Genomic DNA, 15,562 nt, shown 5'->3' with positions numbered 1-15,562 from the left:
GTAAGTTTTAGTCACTCAAACAAAACAGAAAAAAAACATGAAAACCCTTTACGCCCACAGGGGGATGTCAGCCCTGGCCCCTGAAAATACACTGGCTGCTTTTTCACTTTGTGCGGAGCACGGATTGAAATGGGTCGAATGCGACGTGGATATCCTCGCTGATGGCACTATCGTACTTTGCCATGACGATACCCTCGACCGCTGCACTGACCATTCAGGAAGTCTCTACGACTTCACCCGAGAAGATTTGGAAGATATCGACGCCGGAAGCTGGTTCGGAGACGAGTTTATCGGTGAAAAGCTGCCAACCTTTGATCAGTTCATTACCCTGATGAACATTCTCAAGCTCAATGCGAACATAGAAATCAAAGCCTGCACCAGCAGTTGGGAAAACACCGAGAAGCTCATCAGCGGCGTGATTGAAGGCATGAAAAACCTCAACAAAGACGCCAGCGTGCTGATTTCTTGCTTCAACCCACTGGTATTGGCCGAATTCAAACGCCGTTGCCCGGACATTCCCGTCGCATGCCTGTTCGAAGCAGAGATGCCAACAGATTGGCTTGCCATTATGCAGGCCTGTCAGTCAGACACCATCCATGTCGCCGATGAAGGCCTGACCAAAGCCAAAGTGGAAGAGTTCAAAGGGCTTGGCTTAGAAGTGAACGTGTACACGGTAAACAGCCTGATGCGCGCCAACCAGCTCTTTAACTGGGGCGTAGACGGTATTTTCACCGACATCGGCCACCAATTCCCATCGCGTTACCGCCAAGAGTAAACGTGACAGCGTGATAGGTTAAGGTGATAGGTATTTAAGGTGATAGGTATTTAAGGCCCGAGCCGCAACGGTTCCCCAAGGTACCTATCACCGTTTTTGCAGCCGCACTCAACGATTCCACAAAGAGAACCCTTCCTCTTCGCTGCTCAAATCTCATATATCCAAGAGTCTTCGACCATATCAAGCGCAGTGACTTTGCCATTTTCAAGGTTATAGATATTGAACTGCTTTAAAGGCGGAGAATAAATGTGCAGCGTGACCAGCGGCTTATCATCACATTGAAGGTTAGAGATCTGGTGAATGTCCTCATCTTTACTGGCCGTAACACAGCCCGTAGAGAACAACGAAGACTGAGTAGCGTAAACATGACCGTTTGCCGCGATATCAAAGGTCGTTTCCGTGGCTTCACCGCTCAGCACACGCACCCCGCAAGAGGTATGTTTGTGGTCATGAATCTTACTCCGCTGACCGTTTAACCAGCTCAGAATCAAAATCTCGCAACATTCGTTTTTAAACAACCGCTTACGGCAATAAGACTCCGCCGTGAAACTCGACATCGCCTTGATCTGCTCGTCGCCAAGGTTCAGGTTTTCCAGCACAAACCGGATACTGGCTAAAGAGAGCGGTTTGCTGGTTAAAGCCAATTGGTCGAGTAACGAATCAAAAGTGAACTGGTAATCAGAATCAAACAACGGAGTAAGAGATAAAGGCATTGGCTTTGTCATTTCCATGAGTGCTTATCCATTAATAGCCAAACGTTATGAGTTAAACCTCTATGGAATATAGCGCCGATGCAATGTGCCACAAGATGCGAAAACTGGATTCTTATTGATCTGGGCAAAAGGTCTCGAATTCACAGGAAGGAAACTCACCTTTGAAACATGCACATGCCCAAAATCCTGACAGCATGGCGGCATGAGTGATTAAGGAAAGTCTTTAATAACAGAAGCTTAAATATAAAATTCTGCATAACCACGCCAGATGGTGACAGGGAGTGATCGTGTGGGAACTAACTTATTTTTACGGCCATATCCCTCATTCACAAAATAAGGCGCGCTAGAAAACAATAGGTACTGCATATTGAATCTATAAATACCAACGATTATACCTATCAACTCTACTGCAATAAGCTATCCCCATAGACATTAAGGCAAAGCGCCAATCGCTAACGCCTATTTTGAAAGCAAAAGACAAGTGGGGAAGGGGTTATGACAAGCATCAATATCGGCATTCAAGAACAAGACAGAATCGCGATCGCAGAAGGGCTGAAACGCCTATTGGCGGACTCATACACCCTGTACCTGCAAACGCACAATTTCCACTGGAATGTTACCGGTAAACAATTCCGCGAACTTCATCTGCTGTTCGAAGAGCACTACAACGCATTGGCGCTGGCCGTCGATGAAATTGCAGAGCGTATCCGCACCTTGGGCGTCGCTGCACCGGGCACATACAAAGCGTTTGCTGAACTGAGCGCGATTGAAGAAGTGGAAGGTGTACCAAGCGCTGATGACATGGTGGATATACTCACCCAAGGTCACGAGCAAGTGGTGCGTACCGCACGGGAAGTGCTGAAAGTTGCGCAGGCCGCTGACGATGAATCTTCTGCATCACTGGTATCAGACCGTATGCGAGAGCACGAGAAAACCGCCTGGATGCTCCGCGCCATGCGTGAAAACGGCTAAGCCGTAAAGATTAAAAGCAAGCAATGTTCCGTAAGACAAAAGACCGCCGGGAGGCGGTCTTTGTGTTGTTGGCTTTTGGTTCCTCACACTTTCTAAGGGGGAGGTTAGGAGGGGATTTGGTTTTGGACAAAAACGAATTAGAGTCAGTTGCCAAATTGCACCTTCGGATAAGCTGAATTGGGTAAAACCAAGTAAACCAGCCTAACTAACAAGGCCTTTCAAATTAGCTTTAAGTATATTTCTTACTTCATGAGGGGAAAATCCCCATAATTCAGATAGATATGGAATAACACTGGTCGCATCGGATGGATATAGAATTTTTCCTTTCACCTTGGCAAATGGACCATCTGTTTCCAATAAAATTCGATCTCTTGGTAGCCAAGAAATGACATTCTTCGCTCTCATCGAGGACAACATGGCTGGCCCTATAGAGAAGTAACAGCCAAGATCGATTGCTTTCAATACTTGTCTTTTTGTTGCAAGAAACCAATGAAGAATAGGAGTACCAGCATTTGGATGCTCTTTTAAGCACTGCAAAACTGTGTCGACTGCATTTAGGCTATGAATAGTTAATATCTTATCTTTTTGTGATTCACATTTTTTGAGAATGTGATTAAAAACAAACAACTGGTCGTCAAAATGTTCTTTATAGCCCTTTGAACCGTCAAGCCCAATCTCTCCAATATACCGTGTTTCTTTTATCAGGGCATCAAACAAGGCAAGCTCATTTTTTCTCTGATGAGCTAACTGGGGATGAAGTCCAAGTGCCGTTCGGCAGTTTTTTATATCACGTGTTAAATCAACAGTACCTTTGAACGCAGAAGGTACTGTCGTAACGGATAATAGATAGCAACCAGTATCACTGATGTCTTTTAAAACTATGTCATAATCGGGGTAAAGATCGACATGACAATGCATATCCATCATTATATTTTATTCACCTCAAGAAACGTTTCTACTTCTTTAAGTCCACGTCTTATCGTAGCCTCTAATTTTTCTCTTGTAGTTTGTTCATTTGGTAACGAGCCACTTTGTCTAATCCATCCTTTGTAGTCTTGAGATTTATTGAGCCTAATAATTGCAGTCTGCACCGCATGCAAATCATCTCTAGTGCCTTTTTCGTTATGAACAAATCTTAAGTTCTTACTGACATATGGTGCGTCTTGTGCGAACCCTGCATGATGGACAGATGAACGTCTTATTAGACAAGGAACACAATGACCACATTGCATATGTTTTCGATGCCAATGACTACAGGACACGCTCAACGGAATCGCCTTAGCAATTGCAGCTTGATCAACACATTGTTCTAACATTTCACCCTTTGTTTGAAATTGGTATGGATTAACAAATGTCACGTTAAATCCAGCGTCTTTTAAGAGTTCCTCAAGACGATTCAAGAAATATGGGTGAGTAGTTCGTGTACTGTGGCTTCCAATTCGTCGCCTAGTGAGTGGAGGGTTGATTGAAATATATCCATTCTCAGGAACAATAATTGTAGAAATACTACTATCTTCGTTAGCATTCCTCAGAGCTGAAATCCCCAACACAGCCATAGCTAAAAAGTTAAAGCTTCTTCCACGCATCGTGACATCAGTTTTACCTTTCAACCCAGTCATTAAACTAGGTGAAATGCTGTAAGAAAGCTCACCATATTTTGACTTTAAAAGCCTTTTGATGTTCTCTTGCTTGACACCATCTCCACGGTAAGCATGACTAAGCAAAAGCGGTTTATAATTGGATTTACCATTTAGTATATCTATTGCGCCAACAGCACTATCTAACCCACCAGAGAAGAGACAAACTGAGTTTAGTCCTTTGAGGCTATTTAACCTTGCTTTGGATTTTTTACTAGCAATAGGTTTAGGCACCTCAAGCAAAGTCTTCGTAAACGTAAACTTCCACTGGTCACCAGTTAAGAAGCTCAAGATAGAACTAAGACGATCCGATAAATTTTCCCATAATTTTTCGTTAATAACCGGAATATGCAAGTGCATAACCCTTGACCATGCATCTGCTGCATTACTTCGAAGTTCAAATGTCTCAGCTGCAGTAACTGAACTTGCTATGGTTATTAAATCTAAAGCATTTGCATCAATACTAACCCCAAGTTCACGTACTTTCTTTAGTAAACTGCCAGAAGCTCTACTATGCTTAGAGCTGTTGTGTGGATGTGTATTGAAGAGTTGCACTGGGTGGCAAATCTCGGAATACTCGGGAAGCAAAGAAGGATCATTGTTAAAATAGAAATTAATCATTAAAAGACTCCCATTCATCTACAGTTTGCGATATCGCGTCAATTTGAATTTTAGTGATATTACCCTGTGATAAATTCCCTCCATTATTACTCGTGATCTTTTCTACCTTAGATTGAGTTATCACTTTTATTAGATCCCTTAGTTCTTCTTCCATTTTGTGATGCTTACTAGGGTGTTCAGCATGAAACCAAGCCTTACCCATTCCATTAACAACATCCTGAAATATCAGGTCCGTTAAATAGCAAGAGATAGCTTCTTTTATCACATCATCTGTAAACATGGACTCATCAAATTTATCGTCATCTGGCAACACTTCAGCTAATGCAAAATCTATTGCTAAACGCACAGATTCAGCATCACCATTATCAGGAGTTAGATGATCGCTAATACGATCTATAGCTTGGTCAGTAGTTAATCCATTTAACTCAGATAAAGAAAGGGTTCTATCGTTATATCTAACGCTGTCACCTTGCATCATCCCCAATAGACCGGAGCCTGCAGTGATGCCGCTCGCTAACCTGCGGCTTACTCCAGAACCTCCTCCGGAGCTTCTAGAGTATTTCTTAAGAGAGCCCCTCAAATTAGAACTGTCGCTTCCTGACTTTGCGTAATCCCCAAATGCCCGTCTTGCCCCTGTAAGTCGATTTGGTGAAGGAATGATAGGAACTGATCCCGGAATCTGTTCTTGTACTTTTCCATTATCAACTTCCTGTGGTGGTAAGCTAACGTCTGCTCCATTATCAGAACCAACTTCCACTGAACCGCCTTGATCTGCCCACGGTGGTAACAACGGGCTCTTATTATTAGGTCCGGTACTTGATGCTGAAGTTCCCATTATTTAGTTGCCTCTAATTCTTTAATCAATGATTCTAGCCATCTTTTCTTGGGAGCTTTCTTCACGAAAGCTAAAAAATTAGCCTTACACCTATCATCATGCGCTGCCAATTGCCTTGCTCCATATATTCCGGGGGTTTTAACGCTCCAATCTTCAACTTTACGTAACTCTTCGATGAGGCTATCCATCACTGATATGTACTCTTCACCAGTTGTAATTTTAATCAGTTCAGTACTTGCATTACTGGATCTAGTTTTCTGTTTCAACAATCCTTCGAACATTTTTTGTGCTGCACCTGACATGACGCTATTAACAGAGCCCATCGGGATATTTTGTTTACTCAAGTAAGCTGCTGCAGTTAGATCTACACCTGTAAACAAAGGTTTTAATCGAGCCCACTTTTTTAGGAAATTAACTTCTTTCTTCCATTCAGCAGGTAGCCATTCGACATCAAGCTCTATATCTGTTCGTTCGAGTTCTTTAATTAGTTCTGGTTTACCACTCTCCGAATCAATGAGCTCATAAAGCTTATTTGTTGCTTGAACACCCATACAGCGTTCAAAAATCACTAGCTTGGTTATTGTTCGCTCATCTAGCTGCATACCTCTACGATGTGCAGTTTTTTTCCTCATCTTAACTTGATTAAGTAAGCGCTTTACGATTCTTGGGTTGCCATTTATGTTCGCAGACTCTGCCAATATTGGAGCCATTTGTTCAGCTATTTTAAACTCTTCTCGAAGCTCAGCGTCATCAAGCTCACACCTTTCTAGCAAATCATCTACCGAAATTTGTCCCTGTTTCCAGGAAAACCTGAGTGATTCCTCCAATCCAATCCTCAAGCGCTCGAATTCTTTTATTGGGATACTTCTGTCTTGGGCAATTAGCATTATCAGATAGGCTCTAACCTCAGCAAAACCAGGCTTTGGAACATGTACAGGGATTTGAATCAGTTTATCTAGGTAGTCAGTTTGGTGACGTACAGTAGCTCCTTTATGGAAATGAGGAATTGCCAAGCGGATCATGTCCGGATCAGCCGCTACAACAAATGCAGTATTTGGCATAAACAAAAACAATCTAATTGCTTCTAATGTCGATATCGTATTTTCTGGTAAACACCGATCTAAGTTATCAACGTAAACAATTACGGGTTTATCAAAAGCCTTTAGCAACGATATATAAGATTTTCTAAACTCTCTAATTTCTTTTGGAGGAGAGAATTTTTCCTTAGCTTTTACAAGTTTTTTAGAATTTTTGCCAATCTGTCCTATTGCTTTAGCATCCTTTTGAACTGCTTCGAAATTCAATTCTTCATCTTCATCGAAGGCATCCCCGGCCCAACCAAAAAAGTTTTGAATTGCACCGAATGTAGGCATTCCAGAAATAGTAGCAGCACCTTCTGCGATTAACCCCATAAACCTTACTTTGTCGATACGTTTTGCAAAATCAAGTGCTTTTTCAAGTAGCTTTTCATCCTCAGCGGCTGCTTCAACCAATTGTGCTGCAATGGTCTCCAGCAGTGCAGCTTTTGCATCGTCGTATCCTTGAAATGTCCATGCATCAAATTGAATCTGGATGTACTCTTGTTCTTCCTTCTCAAGTGCTTTAGCGGTCAACTCTAAAATTGTTGACTTACCGGCCCCCCAATCACCAAATACACCAATAGATATTGGCATTAATTCTTTCTCTGTAATGAGATCTTTGATTGATTCAGCAATATCATTGAAATTTAAAAAATCGATCTTTGATTCTTTATCTGACCACATCTTTATATCCTGACAGTACCAATTAATAGTTTTAAGATTGTCTTAATTCTCTTTTATGGCCTTTGCTATTTTCTTACTTTTAAGTCCAATTCTAAGACTAAAGTATTTCCATTAGTTTTATTTTGTATTAACTTTAGTCCTTTTGTGCGAGCATTGATTTCTTCGGGTAATTCATCTTTTCTACAATGGATTACAAACTGAGTCTTTGTGTTTTTATAACGGCTAATTACTCCATCATCAATATATTTATCTAAATCCAATGGCGTCGAAAAAATTGCCATTCTTTTTTCCAACTCTTTAATGTTCATTATTTCCACATGTTCCTAATAAACGTAAAGCATTAACAACTTATTAGCGGTTCAACTTGCTCGTTTAGTCAAAAAGCTAGATACCCGAATAGTTCGCAAACACTTGTGAAAATCTCCACTATATGCACTCTACTAAAAATTTATACAGCTATTCTTCATGAGAAAAACTTGGTCTTTGGGAGGCAATTCAAGCATTAAGATATTCAGAATGCTGATTCACTTTGAGGCAATATCGATTTGCAATGCCAAATGCCAAACTCTCAGAAAGCAAATTGCTCCTATCTGCCTCAGGACCCAAACACTTTTCGGACCCATGTACATAAACATGGGCGATATTTTATCTATAAGCCCGTACAAAAATTGCGACTTCTATCAATAAAACCAACAAGTTGCATAATGAGAGATTGATTCAGGAAAGGCATAAGCAGGTGAGGGCATAAGAGCCAAAACCCATCCTAGCCTTCCCCTTGGAAAGGGAAGGAATGAAGGGCAAAAGAAAGGCCGTCTTGTGACGGCCTTATTGGTATCTGGGAGAGCGGTTTACGCCGTTTCGGGGGACGCTTTTACAGTCAGGCGATTGCGGCTATCGCGGCTTTGGCGAATCAAGTCATCGCCAGCGAGTGAGGTTTCAGCCTTTGAAAGACGGTCATACAGCACCACGTTGACCGTCGCGGCGAGGTTCATGCATCCAATGGTTGGCACATACACAACGTGATCCGCTTTGTCTGCCACCGCTTGAGGCAGAGAGTGGTCTTCTGGGCCAAAGATGTAAATTGCCTTCTCTGGGTGCTCAAAATGCGGAAGCGGCGTCGCGCCGACGGCCAATTCCACACACACCACTTTCATGTCAGACGGCAGGTCATCCACCAGACATTCGACATTAGTCAGGGGAATGGTTTCCATCGCGTCTTGGGTGTCTGTGTAGAACTTGGCTGCCCGGTCATATCGCGTACCGGTATAGACGACACTGTCTGCCTGATAGCATCCGGCGGCACGCATCACGCCTCCCACATTGGTTGGGCTTTTTGGGTTAAATAGGCCAATGATTACGCGCGGTTCTGTCATGGAATGCATCTCTCTGTGCAAGTTTGTATTGCTGGTAAAGTCTGAAAGGGCAGCATTCTAGCAAATATTCGAGAAGGATGGCGATGAGGGTTAATCCGTGATTAATCCAAGCCAGGCCAAGCTAAGCCAAATATCGTTACCAAAAGTTACGATCTGGCAGGATGACAAAAAGGCGTGCTACAGACTCTGCAACAGGCACAGTGATTGTGAAGTCCGCATCGCATCATGGTCTGGCTAAGTTGTGAGGGCAGGGCGATTTCCTATGATTAATGAGCTGTCACTCAATATCGAAAGGAGCTGTACGATGATCCAAGTGTTGGCCATCGACCACATTGTTTTGCGAACCACCAAACTGGAAGAGATGTTGCGGTTTTATACCGAAGTGTTGGGGTGTTCGATTGAACGCGAAACCCCACCGGAAACCGGCTTAACGCAATTGCGCGCGGGCAATGCATTGATCGATATCGTGGTGGTGGACAGCAGGCTGGGTAAGATGGGCGGCGGCGCGCCCACGCAATCAGAGCGCAACGTGGATCATTTCTGTCTTCAGATTAAAGCGGTGTCTGAACAAAGCATTCTCGACCACCTCGACGCACACGGGATTGCCTATGAAGACTTTGCCAGCCGATATGGCGCGCAAGGTTATGGTAATTCCATCTATCTTGAAGACCCAGAGGGAAATGTGGTGGAGCTGAGGTGTCAGCTTGACCAGTTCAATCCCGCACCTCTTGGCTTCCCTCAAGTCTAATGTTGAAGCTGACGCCTTAACAAGCGCAGTAACGAGCCACTGCACTTAGGATTGTGATTATTGGCAACGCTTATTGAGCGGCTCCCAACATTCTTTTAAGTGCAGTTATTCGTTCTTATCGGTACACCCAATGTTATTTGGACATGTTTTCAGATGGCAGGCGAAAGGTCAGATTTTAACTTTGAATTCCAATTCGCATAGCTCATATCCATTTTCGTCAACTTGAATCACTTCGTTACCGCTTTCATCAAAAGTTCGAATGGGATTGCAGCTAACTACTTCCAAAACACCTGACTCTTCAATCTCCGCCTTAGCGGTATCACAGTCAACGCATCTCACTGTTTTAGTCATGGGCTATCCTCATGTATTTCCTCTAGAAAGCATACAAACGGCATCTTTGTGGCGAGCAAGATTTTTGGCTCGCTCTATGTCTGGCTTCTCACCGTCTTTGTTTCTCTGATTTAAACCTTGTTCGATGTTTATAATAACTAGGCTGGAATAAATTCTATCCGCCTTATCGATCTCGTTTTCACCATGTAATTTCTCAAGGTCTTTTAACGTGGTTCCTTTCTTGTCCTCCGCCTCGTGATAAAGATCGAAGTGATCGGCATCTCTCCATACGCTTAGTTTTTGTTCGTTTTTAACCCCAAAGTAACAAGCGAGTAGAGAGGCGGACAAAGCGGATTGATTGAAAGGATTATTGGCACGTTCGATGAACTTACCTTTTAGCTTATTAGCAATGTTTTCGGCAGATACCCCAGTGGCGATATACTGCTTGTTCTTTACAGAGGGTGTTAATTGGCTGTAGGAGCCATCTTTTTCGATTGTTTGGATATTGGTTTCTATTGATGCGAAAACTGATGGATAGGTATCAACTTTTTCTTGGGGGTCAGTTCCAAGTGGAATATAGCTGAGTGTTTTTCTTTTGTATCCGATTGAAATACTGTTAGGCACGTTATTAAGTGCGTTAACAGAAAGCCCCAATGAGGTAGACGTACCAAAAAACATTAGTTCTTTATTACCACTTAAAGGTGGTGAGGAGGAAGGTTGATAATTGTCGTCTGTTGCTGCTATGGCTGCCCCTCCTGTGGCATAAAGCTCGCTAACGGTAGGGTTTATGATTTCAGCGTTTGATTCAACGGAAGCAATGACAGGTGGGACTGCGCCATTCTCGTATCTTGGTCCGATAAAGCCTTCATCACGCTCATAACCAATGCTCACACCAACCGGAGCAGTATCGGCATCCAGTATGCTGATAGATGTTTTTGTGTAGAACATTACGCTATTTGATGTGGCACATGCTGCTAAATTGAGGGTGACTAAAAAGATCAATATGTTCTTTTTCATGTTGCCGCCTTACATAAATTAATGATTATGTTCATTATTCTTCTATAAGAACGCAGGTATTATCACCAACAGCAACGATCGACTCCTCGGTATACCCTACTCCAATACCACCCATCAAAGCCGAGTTAAAAATGGTAATGCCTATGTTTTTCACTGATGTTTTGTGTATAGCCTTGTCTTTAGGCTCTTCTATAACGATGTCAGCGAAACCAATTATTCGTTTACTCCCATCTTCTTGCACGTAAGTTACCGTGCAAGCCTGAGTTGTAATGAGAAGAACAGCAAAAAATAATAATCTCTTCATACGTTTATATTGATAAATATAAGCAATGCTGACTCCGACTGAATATTCCAAAGCTTTAATTTTATACTGTCATATATATCAGGGGATAATAGTGATGATTGTCTAATTTTTAAACAATTCATTGACGGTGCCAATAATGGCGTGCTACTGCTTGATTGAGTGAATATATGCTGCCATACGGTATCTTTATTTTTAATTGGGTTTGAAGGAAATAAAGAGAGTATTAGTAAGATTTTATATTTGGTAGTAGAGCTCAGATGCCGGGTAGAACAAGTTTAAATTCACCTCACCGATAGCGCTTATGGCTTGAAGTAAATTCAACCATCAACGATCAACAGACCTTAGGCATGTCGCAATAAAAAGCATGAGATCTTTATTTCATCGTCATAGGTGCTTTTTAGTGTGCGTGGTGAAAATGCACAATTCATCATAGCCTCATGCATTGATGCAGCATATCCAAGCTTGGCTGATAAGCCCCAGTCGATACTGATGCCATTCCGAGCAGTGTGTGGAACAGGTTGTCCTGAGAGTAGGAGATGTCTTTGGCGTTCTGTTTCAAGCAGGTTTGATTGACCTTATGGCCGTTTTGGAAAGAAGGTGACATCCAAAGAATCATCGGGACGGATGTTTGCTCTTCCGGCGCAATGCCATAGGGTAGTCCGTGCAGAAAGATACCGTCTTCACCCAGTGACTCCCCATGATCGGATAAATACAACATGGCGGTTTGATGGGAGTTGTCATATTTATCTAAAATATCAATCACCTGACTGAGCACGTAATCGGTATAAACAATGGTGTTGTCATAGGTATTCAGCACTTGCTGACGGCTGCAGTTTTGAATATCTGCCGTGTCACAGGTTGGTGTGAAGACGCGGAATTCAGGCGTATAACGCTCAAAGTAGGTTGGGCCGTGGCTGCCTATCAGGTGCAAGACAATCACTGTGTCTCCCTTGGCATTTTTCACTCTGTCGGCGAGGCCATTGAGCAATACGCTGTCATAGCAACTGCCGTGAGCGCAATCCTCTTTAAAGGAGTTGGGATCAATGCTCAGGTGTTCAATTCGATCGCAAACCCCTTTGCACCCGCCATCATTATCAATCCAACTGACATTCACCTTCGCGTGTTTTAACACATCCAAAACGCCTTCCTGATGTCTGGCTGTGGTCGCGTTGTACGTGTCATGGGTCATGATGGAAAACATGCAGGGAACCGACACCGCCGTGGCGGTTCCGCATGAGGTCACGTGCTGAAAACTGATCACGTTTTCTTTTGATAGCCTCGGATTGGTATTTCTTTCGTAACCATTGAGCGAGTAGTTCATGGCGCGCGATGTTTCGCCCACGACCAGCACAATCACATTGGGTGTGCCTGTGTTTCGGGTGTCTTTGGCATCGGTCCCGATTGTCTGGAAGGGGATGTCTTTCTCATAGAGTCGGTATTTGGCATACCGGAATGACGCACTGAGGTAATTCGTCGGGTTGATCAGCGCTTTGATTTCGCTGTTGTTCCTGACAAGTGCAGCATAGTCTTTGTAATAGAGGGAAGCGATAACCCCAGTGACAGCAATGGCGACAATCAGCATTCCCAGCTTTTGAAGCAGCAGTGACTTGACTGATGCGGGGAATCGCACGTTTGCTTTGGCGACGATACTGGCGGGAATGACAAACAGACACACCAGCCAGAAGAGCAGCGAGAAGGAAAGATAGCTGGTTGCTTCGCTTTGGTTGGTCTCAAAGACGTTAACAATCATGCTGTAGTTGAAATACTGCCCATACGAGACCATGGCATATGAGGCGAGCGTAGAAAAGAGCAGCAGCGCAATCAACAAAGGTTTGTATATCCACGGCCAAATCAGCAAGGCAAACAGCACAAAGCACAGCATGGTGATAAGAATAGGAATAGAAAAGAGAAAGCCTGAGTCGGCATGAATGCTGGGATTCAATATGCTGACTAGATGCTGCCAGAGCGCGATATTTTGCGCCGACGCAAAGAAGAGTGCGACGATCAGCGTGAAGAGAAAGAGAGGGATCTGGCGCTTCATACGGGTACCAAAATGAGAGGCATATCACATAGGTGGCTATTCTTGCACAGTCATGGTTTAAACGTAAGGTTAAAAGGAACAGCCACCCAGCGTTATCAGTGGGTCTGTTCCTTGCTTATTTATCCATGCTTAAAACGAGCTGTGCCGCTACATAAAAATATATTGTCGATACAGGGCATCAAGCTCTTGTCGCAGCGCATCGGTGTCAGCACGTTTTTCTGCATTTTTTTCCGAGCAAAGCCTGAACAGTTCTCGCTCAGTGTGTGTGATGCGATGGCAAAGCTCTTCAAGCGTGGCGCACATGGACGGGTCTTTGTTTTCCATGGGGGCGTTGATTGTCGGGTCAATCGTCCGGTTTGAGCTCTTAGGCTGCAGTTGATGTGCTTCGTTATAGGCGATCTGTTTTGCCCGGCGGCGGTTGGATTCATCCATCGCGCTTTTCATGGCTGGGGTGATTTTGTCGGCATAGAGCACGGCTTTACCATTGGCATTGCGGGCCGCGCGGCCAATGATTTGGATGAGCGCCTCTGTGGAACGCAGAAAGCCGGCATGATCCGCTTCGAGTATTGCAACCAAAGACGCTTCCGGAATATCCAGTCCCTCTCTCAGTAGGTTGATACCAATCAGCACATCCAATTCGCCGCGTCGCAGCTGGCGAATAATCTCTACGCGCTCTTCGGTTTTAACGTCACTGTGTATGTACTGGCAGCGAATCCCCTCATCTGTGTATTGCTGATAAAGGGCTTCTGCACTCCGCTTACTGAGGGTAGTCACTAATACCCGCTCTTTGCGTTCAATACAGCTTCGAATGCGGCGCAGCAGGTCTTCCTGAGTCTGTGCCAATGGCACTATCTCGATTTCAGGATCCAGCAGTCCAGTTGGGCGGATCACTTGATCGACAACGACACCACCGGAGCGTTTTACTTCATAGTCGCCGGGTGTCGCGGAGACAAAAATGGTCTGTGGTTTTATCTTCTCAAACTCTTCAAAGGCGAGTGGGCGGTTGAATTTGGCCGAAGGCAGGCGAAAGCCGTAATCAATCAGCGTATCTTTACGGCTTTGATCTCCTTTGTACATGGCGTGTATCTGCGGCACCATGACATGGGATTCATCAATAAACAGCAGGCCACCCTTGGGGAGATAGTCCATCAGGGTGGTAGGCGGCAGGCTGGGGTCTCGGCCAGTCAGATACGATGCGTAGTTTTCAATCCCCCCGCAGTAACCTTGCAAACGCAGCATCTCCAAATCTCTTGTGGTGCGCTCATAAAGTCTTGCTGCTTCAGCGACTTGATGGTTTCGACTGAGTTCGTCAGTGCGTTGTTCAAGCTCGGCTTCTATCGCTTTGCAGGCGCGGGCGATTTGTTCCGGCGAGGTGGAATAGAGGGTCTTTGGTGAGACACGGTAATGTTCCAGGTCACCCAGAATTTCGCCCGTGGCGTTGTCCACTCTCAGCAGTTGAGTGATGGTTTGGGCATTGTCGAGCATCACCACTATCGCATCTTTTTCAGAATCTGCCGGGAAGATATCTACTTTATGCGGACTGATGCGGTAACTCCCACGAGAGAGAGGCTCACCGCCGGGCTCGTAGTGAAGTTTGGCTAACTGGTTCTCCAGTGTTGTGAGGTTCAACCGGTCTCCGGGTTGAAGCGGGATCTGGAGCGCGCGGTAGTCATCTGGTGAACCTAAGCCATAAACGGAAGAAACTGACGCCACCACTATCACGTCTTTTCGCTCAATCAGCGCTTTGGTGGTGGAAAGCCGAAGCCGCTCAAGCTGTGCGTTGATGGCGGAGTCTTTTCTGATAAATCGGTTACTGCCCGGAATGTAGACTTCTGGCTGATAGTAATCGTAATAGGAGACGAAATACTCCACCGCGTTTTTTGGAAAGAAGGCCAACATTTCATGGTAGAGCTGCGCAGCCAGTGTCTTGTTATGGGCAAGGATAAGAGTAGGGCGCTGCAAACGGTGAATAATGTTTGCCATGGTGAATGTCTTGCCAGACCCTGTGACTCCTTGGAGTGTTTGGTGGGTTTTCCCTTCCTCAATGCCGGCGATGAGCTTGGCAATGGCTTCCGGCTGATCACCGGCCGGTGCGTTCTTTGAGTGAAGCAAAAAGGTTTCCTGACCCATGCCTGATTCCTTAGTCAAAAAAGGTAATCATCAAGTAAAGGGTGGTGTGCAGGGACCTGTCAAACCGCATAGCGTTCTAGGTTTGGGAATGTTGATTGGAAAGGGTGTTTGTTCGGGGTGTGGATTGTCTGACGTGTGATTTCTGGCAAAGCCGCTCAGATTTTTGTACCTCCACGTATAAATATCTTAGATATGTAGTCAGTGTTTGAATTGATGTATCCGCCTATCAATGCCTGCCTGATTACCTTTCCATTCCTGTTTTCCTTCATTAGCTTATTTACTGATTGAACACTTGGTGAGGTC

At 44.4% G+C, this 15,562-nt stretch carries 15 protein-coding genes; 3 read left to right on the top strand and 12 right to left on the bottom strand.

Annotated features, from left to right (window positions below):
* Nucleotides 1-37: 37 nt before the first annotated feature.
* The gene (locus tag RN22_RS15375) at nucleotides 38-775 is read left to right on the top strand and encodes a glycerophosphoryl diester phosphodiesterase (RefSeq protein ID WP_046305606.1); all 738 of its coding nucleotides are present in this window, start codon (nucleotides 38-40) and stop codon (nucleotides 773-775) included.
* A 146-nt stretch (nucleotides 776-921) separates the two neighbouring features.
* Here the strand turns inward: RN22_RS15375 and RN22_RS15370 are convergent, their stop codons facing one another.
* Nucleotides 922-1,506 carry a cysteine dioxygenase family protein gene (locus tag RN22_RS15370; RefSeq protein ID WP_046305605.1) on the bottom strand — a complete coding sequence of 195 codons (585 nt, stop codon included), beginning with the start codon at nucleotides 1,504-1,506 and terminating at the stop codon, nucleotides 922-924.
* A 477-nt stretch (nucleotides 1,507-1,983) separates the two neighbouring features.
* Between RN22_RS15370 and RN22_RS15365 the strand changes: the two genes are divergently transcribed.
* Nucleotides 1,984-2,460 carry a Dps family protein gene (locus RN22_RS15365; RefSeq protein WP_046305604.1) on the top strand — a complete coding sequence of 159 codons (477 nt, stop codon included), beginning with the start codon at nucleotides 1,984-1,986 and terminating at the stop codon, nucleotides 2,458-2,460.
* Between the two features lie 201 nt (nucleotides 2,461-2,661).
* Here the strand turns inward: RN22_RS15365 and qatD are convergent, their stop codons facing one another.
* The 6 genes from qatD to RN22_RS15335 form a co-directional block, all read right to left on the bottom strand.
* Nucleotides 2,662-3,387: a Qat anti-phage system TatD family nuclease QatD gene (gene qatD / locus RN22_RS15360; protein ID WP_046305603.1), complete on the bottom strand. Its 726-nt coding sequence runs from the start codon at nucleotides 3,385-3,387 to the stop codon at nucleotides 2,662-2,664.
* Nucleotides 3,387-4,718, bottom strand: coding sequence for a Qat anti-phage system QueC-like protein QatC (gene qatC / locus RN22_RS15355; RefSeq protein ID WP_046305602.1), 1,332 nt, complete (start codon nucleotides 4,716-4,718; stop codon nucleotides 3,387-3,389). Before qatC ends, qatD begins: the two co-directional genes overlap by 1 nt.
* Entirely contained in the window at nucleotides 4,711-5,553 is an 843-nt protein-coding gene (locus RN22_RS15350) for a hypothetical protein (protein ID WP_046305601.1), read from the bottom strand. The genes qatC and RN22_RS15350 overlap by 8 nt, the downstream gene beginning before the upstream one ends.
* Complete coding sequence (locus tag RN22_RS15345) at nucleotides 5,553-7,316, bottom strand: P-loop NTPase fold protein (RefSeq protein ID WP_046305600.1); 1,764 nt, start codon at nucleotides 7,314-7,316, stop codon at nucleotides 5,553-5,555. The genes RN22_RS15350 and RN22_RS15345 overlap by 1 nt, the downstream gene beginning before the upstream one ends.
* A 65-nt stretch (nucleotides 7,317-7,381) precedes the next feature.
* Nucleotides 7,382-7,624 (bottom strand): hypothetical protein, encoded by a 243-nt coding sequence (locus RN22_RS15340; RefSeq protein WP_046305599.1) that lies wholly within the window; start codon nucleotides 7,622-7,624, stop codon nucleotides 7,382-7,384.
* Between the two features lie 540 nt (nucleotides 7,625-8,164).
* On the bottom strand, nucleotides 8,165-8,689 hold the full coding sequence (locus tag RN22_RS15335; protein WP_046305598.1) for an RNA methyltransferase: 525 nt from the start codon (nucleotides 8,687-8,689) through the stop codon (nucleotides 8,165-8,167).
* A 304-nt stretch (nucleotides 8,690-8,993) separates the two neighbouring features.
* On the opposite strand from RN22_RS15335, the gene RN22_RS15330 reads away from it, so the two are divergent.
* Nucleotides 8,994-9,437 (top strand): VOC family protein, encoded by a 444-nt coding sequence (locus RN22_RS15330; protein WP_046305597.1) that lies wholly within the window; start codon nucleotides 8,994-8,996, stop codon nucleotides 9,435-9,437.
* A 168-nt stretch (nucleotides 9,438-9,605) separates the two neighbouring features.
* Here the strand turns inward: RN22_RS15330 and RN22_RS15325 are convergent, their stop codons facing one another.
* The 5 genes from RN22_RS15325 to uvrB all read right to left on the bottom strand — a co-directional run bounded on the left by RN22_RS15325 (nucleotide 9,606) and on the right by uvrB (nucleotide 15,259).
* Nucleotides 9,606-9,788: a hypothetical protein gene (locus RN22_RS15325; protein WP_039850493.1), complete on the bottom strand. Its 183-nt coding sequence runs from the start codon at nucleotides 9,786-9,788 to the stop codon at nucleotides 9,606-9,608.
* 9 nt (nucleotides 9,789-9,797) lie between these two features.
* The gene (locus RN22_RS15320) at nucleotides 9,798-10,784 is read right to left on the bottom strand and encodes a hypothetical protein (protein WP_046305596.1); all 987 of its coding nucleotides are present in this window, start codon (nucleotides 10,782-10,784) and stop codon (nucleotides 9,798-9,800) included.
* Between the two features lie 34 nt (nucleotides 10,785-10,818).
* On the bottom strand, nucleotides 10,819-11,025 hold the full coding sequence (locus tag RN22_RS15315) for a hypothetical protein (RefSeq protein ID WP_156168213.1): 207 nt from the start codon (nucleotides 11,023-11,025) through the stop codon (nucleotides 10,819-10,821).
* Nucleotides 11,026-11,515: 490 nt separating this feature from the next.
* On the bottom strand, nucleotides 11,516-13,129 hold the full coding sequence (locus tag RN22_RS15310; protein WP_046305594.1) for a phosphoethanolamine transferase: 1,614 nt from the start codon (nucleotides 13,127-13,129) through the stop codon (nucleotides 11,516-11,518).
* Between the two features lie 147 nt (nucleotides 13,130-13,276).
* On the bottom strand, nucleotides 13,277-15,259 hold the full coding sequence (gene uvrB / locus RN22_RS15305) for an excinuclease ABC subunit UvrB (RefSeq protein WP_046305593.1): 1,983 nt from the start codon (nucleotides 15,257-15,259) through the stop codon (nucleotides 13,277-13,279).
* Nucleotides 15,260-15,562: the final 303 nt, after the last annotated feature.

Origin of the sequence: Grimontia sp. AD028, from assembly GCF_000973155.1 — a bacterium.
GTDB classification, from domain to species: domain Bacteria; phylum Pseudomonadota; class Gammaproteobacteria; order Enterobacterales; family Vibrionaceae; genus Enterovibrio; species Enterovibrio indicus.
This window is presented reverse-complemented; position numbering and strand designations above follow the sequence as displayed.